Origin of the sequence: Paranoxybacillus vitaminiphilus, from assembly GCF_003259935.1 — a bacterium.
Lineage (GTDB): Bacteria > Bacillota > Bacilli > Bacillales > Anoxybacillaceae > Paranoxybacillus > Paranoxybacillus vitaminiphilus.
Map to the genome: position 1 here is coordinate 1 of NZ_QLMH01000034.1, position 9628 is coordinate 9628.

General features: G+C 37.2%; 9 protein-coding genes and 1 pseudogene. 7 read left to right on the forward strand and 3 right to left on the reverse strand.

Going from position 1 to position 9628, the window contains the following annotated elements; all coding sequences use genetic code 11:
• Positions 1-442: 442 nt before the first annotated feature.
• Complete coding sequence (locus tag B0I26_RS17500) at positions 443-1306, reverse strand: SDR family oxidoreductase (protein ID WP_111646636.1); 864 nt, start codon at positions 1304-1306, stop codon at positions 443-445.
• A 299-nt stretch (positions 1307-1605) separates the two neighbouring features.
• Here B0I26_RS17500 and B0I26_RS18775 point away from each other — a divergent pair.
• Positions 1606-1798: pseudogene (locus B0I26_RS18775) on the forward strand (IS256 family transposase); the annotation flags it as partial.
• 130 nt (positions 1799-1928) lie between these two features.
• Here the strand turns inward: B0I26_RS18775 and B0I26_RS19060 are convergent.
• Positions 1929-2126: a transposase gene (locus B0I26_RS19060; RefSeq protein WP_111646637.1), complete on the reverse strand. Its 198-nt coding sequence runs from the start codon at positions 2124-2126 to the stop codon at positions 1929-1931.
• A 170-nt stretch (positions 2127-2296) separates the two neighbouring features.
• Complete coding sequence (locus B0I26_RS17515; protein WP_245934844.1) at positions 2297-2710, reverse strand: helix-turn-helix domain-containing protein; 414 nt, start codon at positions 2708-2710, stop codon at positions 2297-2299.
• Positions 2711-3144: 434 nt separating this feature from the next.
• On the opposite strand from B0I26_RS17515, the gene B0I26_RS17520 reads away from it, so the two are divergent.
• The 6 genes from B0I26_RS17520 to B0I26_RS17545 all read left to right on the forward strand — a co-directional run bounded on the left by B0I26_RS17520 (position 3145) and on the right by B0I26_RS17545 (position 9500).
• On the forward strand, positions 3145-4335 hold the full coding sequence (locus tag B0I26_RS17520; protein ID WP_111646638.1) for a HEAT repeat domain-containing protein: 1191 nt from the start codon (positions 3145-3147) through the stop codon (positions 4333-4335).
• A gap of 132 nt (positions 4336-4467) precedes the next feature.
• A complete protein-coding gene (locus B0I26_RS17525) occupies positions 4468-5070 on the forward strand; it encodes a tetratricopeptide repeat protein (protein ID WP_245934845.1) in 603 nt (200 codons plus the stop codon).
• Between the two features lie 49 nt (positions 5071-5119).
• Positions 5120-5590 (forward strand): hypothetical protein, encoded by a 471-nt coding sequence (locus B0I26_RS18440; RefSeq protein WP_181502989.1) that lies wholly within the window; start codon positions 5120-5122, stop codon positions 5588-5590.
• Positions 5591-6379: 789 nt separating this feature from the next.
• The gene (locus B0I26_RS17535; protein WP_111646639.1) at positions 6380-7210 is read left to right on the forward strand and encodes a formate/nitrite transporter family protein; all 831 of its coding nucleotides are present in this window, start codon (positions 6380-6382) and stop codon (positions 7208-7210) included.
• A 645-nt stretch (positions 7211-7855) separates the two neighbouring features.
• On the forward strand, positions 7856-8887 hold the full coding sequence (locus tag B0I26_RS17540; RefSeq protein WP_111646640.1) for a TRAP transporter substrate-binding protein: 1032 nt from the start codon (positions 7856-7858) through the stop codon (positions 8885-8887).
• A gap of 73 nt (positions 8888-8960) precedes the next feature.
• On the forward strand, positions 8961-9500 hold the full coding sequence (locus B0I26_RS17545; RefSeq protein WP_111646641.1) for a TRAP transporter small permease: 540 nt from the start codon (positions 8961-8963) through the stop codon (positions 9498-9500).
• Positions 9501-9628: the final 128 nt, after the last annotated feature.

Here is a 9628-nt window from a genome sequence, read left to right on the forward strand (position 1 = left end):
ATCATCATGAGCTGCAGCGCTATCAAAATCGGCTTCATCCGGCGATTCAGCTCGATGCCTATTACGGCAAAGATCCGTCCGTTTGGAACAACGATATGCCTTTCGTTTTAAAAATTGACGATTATTTAACCTGTTCACCGAGAAGTCTCCCACCTCTAAGCGAAGGGTAGATGGGAGAGGTTCATTGTAATAAAATTTCTTACATTGCAAGTAAGCATTTTGTCTAAAAGTTCACCACCTACCTTGGAACGCTTATCCAAATTATCGTGAGCTTATTATATATTTATCAAAAAAATTTTATAAATAAACCTATTAATAAAAAATACACAATGATAAATCAAAGGTGTTGATTATCCGGGAATAGAAAGAAAAAAACAGGTCACATTGGATATACGGTTCGGTGACCTGTTTTTTATTCAACTTATTTGTATATAAGCAATCCTTAAATTTGCAAAGCTTGCTTTACGGTTTCTTTAAGAGGGGTCAACGATCCGATAAGTTTTTGTAGATCATCTGACGTTTTGGACGTTTCACCTTTAGAAACCGCGTCATAGATAACTGCCGTAAGTTCGGCAATAGGTTCAGGGAGACCAGCGTTTACAAGAATATTTTTCTCTTCTTCAAATGAGACAGACTGGTGCACGACTTTTTTGCCGGAAACCTCCGAGAGAATTTGAGCAAGATCGTCAAAGCTCCAAGGTTGATTGGAAACAAGGTTATATGTCTTATTTTCATGTCCTTCCTCTGTAAGAACTGTCGCCGCAGCCAAGGAAAGATCATTGCGGGTTACTGAATTTATGATTCCGCTTCCTGCATTCGTAACCAGTGCTCCAGACTCTACGGATGCGCGCAGACCCTCATTCACAAACAATTCCGTATATAAAGCATTGCGCAGGAACGTATATGGAATGTTAGTGGTACGAATGGCATATTCCGTAGCTAAGTGAACGTGTGCAAGGGGTAGTTTTGCCTCCTCAGCAAAGGCATACCCAGTATAAGCAATATGTTTTACTCCTGCATCTCTGGCTGCTTTTACGACATTTGCATGTTGAACGATACGGAGCGTATTATCAGTGTCCGGACTTGAGATAAAGAGCAGCTTGGAAGCGCCAGCAAAAGCCTTTTCAAGAGATTCCGGATCATCATAATCACCGTGACGAACTTCCACTCCTTGATCGGCAAGAACGGAGGCTTTTTCCACATTACGGGCAATGGCAATGATTTGACTTGCAGGCACTTTTTTGAGTAAATGTTGAATAACTAAACCTCCGAGTTGACCAGTAGCGCCAGTAACGACTATTGACATTGAAAATATCCTTCCTTTCTTTTCATAAATTTTTGAGAGCAAATGTAACTATCTTGATTACAACGTGCACGATCATTAAATGCTGTTATAACCAAGTTGGTTACAACGCCCACAAGAATAGACATCGTTATAACCAAATCGGTTACAACTGACACGAAAAAATGAGCTCTTTGAAGAGCCGGTTTTTAAGATATGATCTGCAATGGAGAAGTGACTGCTCAACTTCTCGTTGTAACCATTATAATTACATCGAAAATGAAAGTCAAATTTATTGCGCATCGAATAAATAGGGAGATTGCATACAGATGTTTCAACAGTTTAAGTCGAAATGGTCGAGTAAATATCCGAGATACATTCAATCTTAGACAAATGAGTTAAATGTCCTCCTTACCTTTATGGATGATCCAAGCAGGATTCGAAGTGCGATTGACACGATCAATGCAGCGAACGATCAAGGAGATTCAGAAACGTCTAAAGCTGATGAACAGTTTGTTGTAGAAGCCGTACATAGTTTTAGCTTTTTTGTGTTATTATTGTAAGAGAAAGGCGGTAGATTGGGAATGGGCGATTTGTTTGACAAATACAAAGAATCTCAGCCATCCCCAAATTCGTTCAACTAAGTTTAAACTCGGCGAATACGGGGGGGGAAGAATACAAAAGTGAGCTGTTCTTCGTGCTCATGTAAAAAAGGCTGAAGAACTTTGGCATGATGAATTTTTGCGTGATCTAAGACCATCACGACATGTTTATTTGGATACTGATCTAATGTATATTGAAGAAATTGCAGAAAAGCCTGTGCGTTACATTGGTCCGTTTCCATACAGAGAAATTCACTGACCGCCGAATAAGCTCACTGTCGCGTGGTTGTCCATACGTAGGGATTTGTTTTTGACGCCCTTTGACACTCCATGTGGTACGAAGAGCTTGGTAATCCCGAATATGACTTTCATCTTCATAGATTAGGACTGTGTTATCGGACAAGTTTTTTTATCAGTTCGATTTCTTGTTGAAACTCTTTTTGTTTTTGAGGATTCGCATAGGGCGTGTATAGCGTCCCCAGCGATGGAGCATATCGCAAATACCGCCACGGGACATAGTGACAGAAAATTTCTCTTCTAACACATGTTGAATGATTCGTGTATTCCAGCACGTTTCGATGCCATATCCTTCATTGGCAGGCGTGCTTTCTTTCAGCATCTTTCTCCATTCACATTCTTCCTCTAAAGACAGATACGGCTTTCTACCGGGAGCATAATGGCGTTCTAATAGCGCATCCATGACACCTTGGTTAAACTTTTGAACGTAAATCGAAACGGTTTCACGATGGATGTTCAAGAGTTCAGCGACTTGAATCCCCAAATAGCCTTGCATAATAAGACGAATCACTGCAATGCGTTTCGCCATGTTTGCCTTATTTCATTTTGCGCTCCTGTTCTTGAAGACGTTCAATGGTCCAACCGTGGTCGTTTGTAATTTGTAATCCTTTTTTCTTCATGATTCATCCGCTCCTTTGATTTAACCTGTTTAGGAGCAGTATAGACAAAGGTGGATGGGGATTAAACATGTCGGAATTTCAAACTGAATTTATATAGATAAAATCAGACAAGCATAAAAATAGCCCTTGCATGAGGATCTCCTTAAAATGAAAGTGCGACCAAACATTCAAAAGGAGAGTTCACATGCAAGAGCACTTTCATTTTACAACAGATCGAGCCAAACTTCAAAAACAATATGCAGCGAGATTATAATGCTAATATAATGAATATGACGGCAATAATAAACTATTGGTCATTCATGTGAGGGATAGTAGAGATTTGAAAATGAAAGGAAGAATACATATGACTTTTTTAGAAAAAATCGAGCCGTATTTGACTAGTGATGATTTGTTAGTTCAGGATTTTGTGCTGCATGCTTTACAGGATTATCCTTGTGTACCAGCGGAATGGACGATGCGTTTATTAAAGGAGGCGTTGTGTTCGAAGGAAAAGGAGCTTTCCATCCTAGTTAACATATCCAATCATCCATTCAATGACGATGCTGTGAAGATACTCATTGATGGAATAAAGAATGCAGAAAAATCAATGCTAGACTTATACTTAAAGTTATTGGATCATATCGAACCAGAATTGGCAATGAAATATAAACACGAACTCAAGCGTTATATATCAAAAGAGACATGGGATTTTTATCACCTTCTTTTGCATGGTACTGAAGAAGAAGTTTGGGAAGAATATGGAGCCGTTTTAGCAGAGCTTGAGAATGCGAAAAGGTATAATCATAGTTTGTTCATGAAAGCGAAAAAGTTAATGAAAAAGCTCGTACAAAATGAATGGATGGATGAAAGAGAAATTGATCTTGTTCTGGAAGAAGAATTGAATAATGAGTGGTTTTCATATACAGGAATCATAACGGTTTACGCCATCGGGCTGCTTAAATTTGAAAAGTACATACCTTTGCTTGCTAGTCTGTTAGTAAGAGATGATGATATTCTGCTTGAAGAAGTATCAGCCGCATTAATCGCTTTTCAATCTGATGAAGTTGTTCGAGCGGTAGAACCATATGTGTCAAAAGGAGAATCGGAAATTTTTGCGGTTTCTGTTTTGGCTAACACGAAAACAACACAGGCAGTGGAAGTGTTACGAAAAGCATATAAGAAAACGGATGATGAAGAGATGAAAGCATTAATCATTGAAGCTCTTTGTCATCATTTGACCAAAGAAGCGCTTCCTGAAATCGAACAATATATAAGGAAAGGGTATACCTCCTTCCTAATTGATAAGGAACATGTATTATACGGCTATTTTACCGTTATGCGAATCCATCATCATGAATTGGAAAAATGGAAACAGATTGCAACAGCAAGGGACGAGAGTTTTCGGAAGAAAATGAAACAGTTTGAGAATATGGAATCTAGCAATAAAAATCGAGTACAGATCACGACGACACATCGGAAGTTAGAAAAAATCGGCCGGAACGATCCGTGTCCATGCGGCAGTGGAAAGAAATATAAAAAATGTTGTATGGTGTAGAAAGAAGACTATGAAAGAATAAAAAACCGCTTTTCCTCTGTAAGGAGGAAAGCTTTTTTTATGCAGCTTGATGTCCGATACCTGTCATCACTCGGATTTTGTTCGAGCGATTCATAGAAGGGAGAGTTTCAAATGAGAAGATTATCAGAAATGAGTTTAGATGAATTATATGATGTAGAAGAAAAGCTTCTTGAAGAGTTGGACAACGGAGGAGAAAGGGACTGGATTTATTCGGAGATTGTGAGGGTATATGAAAAAATTCACCAAAATTTATCCAGGCTTACCACAAAGGAAAGAAAGGAGCGTAAAGCTGAAATTGAATATGTGACAAAACAACTTGTGAAATATCTTATTACGTATGGAACACATTTAAAAACGCAATTAAAAAAGGACGATTTCACGGCAAAAAACTCCTTTAAGAAAGCATTGAAGTATGAGCAAACGAATCCCATTGCTCATTATCGTCTTGGATTTTTAGCTTATAAGGAACAGCAGTATGCAGAGGCACTTCATTATTTTGAAAAAGCGCTTCAATATCAAAACGGTTATCCGAATAAACGCTTTTCCTTAAATGAGCAACAAATGTATTATGCTCACCTTTATTTGGCGAACAGCGCGTTGTTTATCGCTGAAAAAACGTATCAATCGATGGAGAAACTTCCGGACCATATCAACAGGGATAAAGTACCTTCCGTCGAGCTTTCCTCTTTGTATGAGCTGTTAAAAGCGGAATGAAACCATTTTGAAGACCCAATCCTTTATCAAAGTTACTCCGAGTGGGGAAATGTATTATTCAAAAAGAGGAGAAGGGCTATGGTTTCGTGCCGGGGAAGAAGAACCAAAAGTATTTGAACTCGATACGTATATCAGTGGTGTTGTCCGCGATTTGAACCGTCTCGGTTTATATACAAATGGCTGCTGTGATGGTCATAGAAACAGACGTCCTCATATTCGTTTTGACCAGCGGACAGATATGGAGAAGGTGATGCAATTATGGAATGCCCTCCAAGTGAATATGCGATTACGCCATCCATATGTGGTTACGTTTTTGACAAATAGAGAACGGCTTCTTGATGCAGCCGAACAAATGCGAAACGTACACCAGATTGGCTGGGAAAAGGCGAAGAATATATTCGGAAGATGCTGTTTCTTCATACTCTTGAAGAGCTGTTGTTCTTGTTTATTAAAAACTATCATCGAATTCAAAGTCAGCGTGCAAAAGAGTTCAATACAATTTTTATTTCAGAAGAAATAAACGAATGGATAAAGGAGACATGGACAAAATACCAAGTCAATGTTTTGGTGTTCGCTTTTGACTGGGTTCATCGATTTTATGATAATAAAGATATGTGGCCAGCGAAACATAAGCGGAAGAGTCAAGATAGTTGGAGGGAATATGAGTACGATATAAAGCAGAATCACCATTTGTTCAACATTGATTCTCTTTATCGGAGAATATCCCATAAGACGTTTATCAAAGGAAAAAAGCAAGAGCTTGAGATCCTTATGATGTATTTCTGGCTCAATGAATTAGAAGGGGATGATGAGAATTATTGGCAGGAATATTATATGATCTCTTTAGCATAAAGACATCTAAAAGTGAGGAGAAACAAGCTTGTTGTTATGAAGCGTCCATCATACCTCAAAGTATGCCGAAAGATTGACAGAATAGGCCGCTAATGTGCATCTTTCACTGCTTGCATGTTGTCGAAAATCCGAGGCATGTTGTCCTCGGATTTTGCTTGTTGGATAAGTTGTTATATTTTCGGTGTACAGATGTCGCTGATTATACATGTCTTTTCGAAAGCACACTCCGCTGTCACTGCCCGGATTTTTTTATTGTATCTTGGTTATATTAGAACAACTAATGTTGAAATTGCAACGATTATTTTTGGGATAAACGGTTACAAATAAAAAGTGTTGACATTTATTTTAACATTTACATCGATATATTGAAAAATAGGTAGGAAAGGAGTATGTTATGTATCGTAAATAATGTGAAAAGAATCACAAAATATTATAATGAAAGAAAAGGGTTGGAGAGATGGAAGCAGTTCAAAAATGTAAAGAATTAGCTTTGAAAAAACGCGCAATTCTAGATCGCTCCCTTACTCAATATATGATGCGTGCTGCTTTGGCAAGTGTGTACATCGGATTTGCGCTTGTTCTTTGTTTTCGTGTGGGGGAATTTTTCCGTGAAGCGAATTCTCCTGCGACTTATTTAGTAAGTGGTATTTTTTTCGGAATCGCCTTAATATTAATTATGTATGGCGGAGCAGAATTATTTACCGGCAATACGATGTATTTTACAATCAGTACCTTGCAAAAAGAAACGACAATCAAAGATACGCTGCGGAACTGGCTTGCATGTTATAGCGGTAATTTACTAGGTGCTGTCTTTTTTGCTTTTCTTATTTCTCAATCCGGTGTTTTTGAGTATATTCCGAAAGATCATTTATTATTTCTTGTGGCAGAGAAAAAAATACACGCAACAACGATGCAGCTCTTTTTTAAAGGAATTCTCTGTAACTGGCTTGTTTGTTTAGCGATTTTTATTCCAATGCAAATGAAAGAGGATACGGCAAAAGTATTTTCGATGATTCTTATTGTTTTTATCTTTTTTGCCTCTGGATACGAACACTCTATTGCCAATTTCGTCCTCTTTTCGATTGCATTAGCGGTTCCGCATCCGGCGACGATCGATTTAGCAGGAGTGATGCATAACATTATTCCTGTTACACTAGGCAATATTGTCGGCGGCGCCTTATTTATGGGAGCGGTGTATACGTATTTGACATCTTCAAAAGAAGCTCACGTTTCATCAAAGCGGTCTGTTGGATACTTGTTGCAAAAAGGAAAATTTTTAAACAAATGATGCAATGCCTGCCAACACCCGGGTTTTGTCGAACAAGCGGGAGATGGCAGGTGTTTTTTGTTGATATTAAGTACGTATCTACAATGACATCCTTTTAAAAACGGTAGAATTTATGTCGGTAAATTGCTATACAATATAAAGATCGGTATGTGTATTATTGTAGAATGAACGGGGGCAACCAAATTTTATCTGGGCTAGAAAATTTATTGAAAATATACTTGATTATTATGAAAATTTATAATATTATAAAAATAAGTTTACGATTATATCTATTTTTTCTTATAATATAAAACCTTGTTTTATATTATAAAACAAAGTTGCGTAAATTTTATTTTTGAAAGCGTTTAACAGGAAATTATTATTTTCTATTTTTGTGTAGGGGTAGGACCCAAATTTTTTATAGCTCTAATGACAAAGGAACTATTTGTTATTATTAAAAAATTTGTATATTATAAAACGAAGCTCATAATTATATTTATTTTTTGCTTATATTACAAAACTTAGTTTTATAATATAAAACAAAATAGATGAAACTTATTTTTGAAAGCGTTTAATAATTAGAGTTGTTATTTTCTATTTTTTGGTTTACGTTAAAACATAAATTTTCTATATATGCAGTGAAAAGAGGGGAGTTGTTACAAGGTGATGAAAAAAAGTATCTCATTCATATTGCTGTTTTCTGTTTTACTTTTTGCTTTCTTGTCAGGATGTGGTGCTGAAAAACAGTCTGGGCAAAAAAGTGAGAAAAGTGGGGAATCTAAAGTAATAAAAGTAGCAAACTACTTTGCAGAGGAGCATCCACAAAACGTTGCATTGAGGGAAAAATTTAAAAAAATTGTTGAAGAAAAGTCAGGTGGGACCCTTAAGGTACAGATTTATCCGAATAGTACCCTAGGGGCCGAAAAGGAATTTTATGATGGTATCCGAAATGGAACAATTGAGATGGGGATTCCTGGGTTGATAATGCAAAATGATATTCCGAAAATGGGGGTACCAGAGTGGCCGTTTTTATTTAAAGATTTTGAACATGTCAAAAAAGTATTAAATGGACCGATTGGGAAAGAAATTACGGAAGAACTCGAAGAAAAGCATGGTGTTCACCCATTAGCATGGAGCGCGAATGGATTTAGAATGTTTTCAGCTAATAAAACAATAGACTCTATGGATGATTTTAAGGGATTACGCATGAGAATGCCTAATATTTATAACTATATTACTATGGGAAAATTACTTGGGGCAAATGTTACGCCGCTGCCAATATCAGAAGTTTTTACAGCATTGGAACAAAAAGTGGTCGATGGACAAGATAATCCGATTGCTACATTGCGCGCTTCGGGATGGTATGAGGTTCAAAGCGATGTACTAGAATCAAAACATATGTTTAGTCCAAATATCTATGTTATTAACAGTAAGTTTTGGAGTAGCTTGAGCGAAGAGCAACGAAAAATTATTGAAGAAGCTGCAAAAGAAGCAACCGATTACGAATTTGAACTTATGGAAAAAAGTTATGAAGAAGACAAAAAATTTTTAGAACAGAATGGAATTAAATTTACAACTCCTACTCCAGAATTCTCTAAACAAATGCAGGAGGCGGTACAGCCACTATATGACGAAATGTTCGGAAAATATGATTGGGCAAAAGACTTGTATGAAAGAATAAAAGCTGAGGCCGAATAAAGTGAAATAAAATGAAAGGGTGACCCTATTGAAGAAACTTAATAAACTAGCAAATGATATTTTAAATGTCTTGATGGTACTGACGCTTGCTATGATGTGTATTTTGGTATTCGGTAATGTTGTCTTGCGCTATATATTTAACTCGGGAATAACTTGGTCCGAAGAAATGTCTCGTTTCTTATTTATTTGGATGATATTTTTAGGAGCAATTGGTGCTCTGAAGGATAACGATCATTTAGGTGTGGATACGCTACTTAAGAAACTGCCGTTGAGTGCCAAACGAGTTGTCTTTATTCTTAGTAATTTAATCGTTCTTTATGTACTCTGGATAGTTCTGGATGGGAGCTGGAAGATAACCACGATTAATATGAATAGTACGGCACCTGCGACGGGATTGCCGATAGCTTATGTTTATGGAATCGGTATCGTTATGAGTATCGGAATGGGGATAATTATATTGTTTAACATTTATCGAGCTTTATTTCGGATAGATATGATAGAAGAGCTTACAAGAATGAAAGAGTCGGAAGATGAAATCATGGAGGCAGTTCATGAAGAAATCATGGAATGGCACCACGTTCAAAAACAAGGTGCAGCTGGAGGTGAGAGGTAGATGGCATTAGTTGTTTTTGTTGGTTCGTTAATTGGTGTCATGGCGTTAGGGATGCCTATTGCTTTTGCACTTTTGGTAAGCGGTGTTGCCCTGATGTTTTATCTTGATATTTTTGATACCCAGATTAT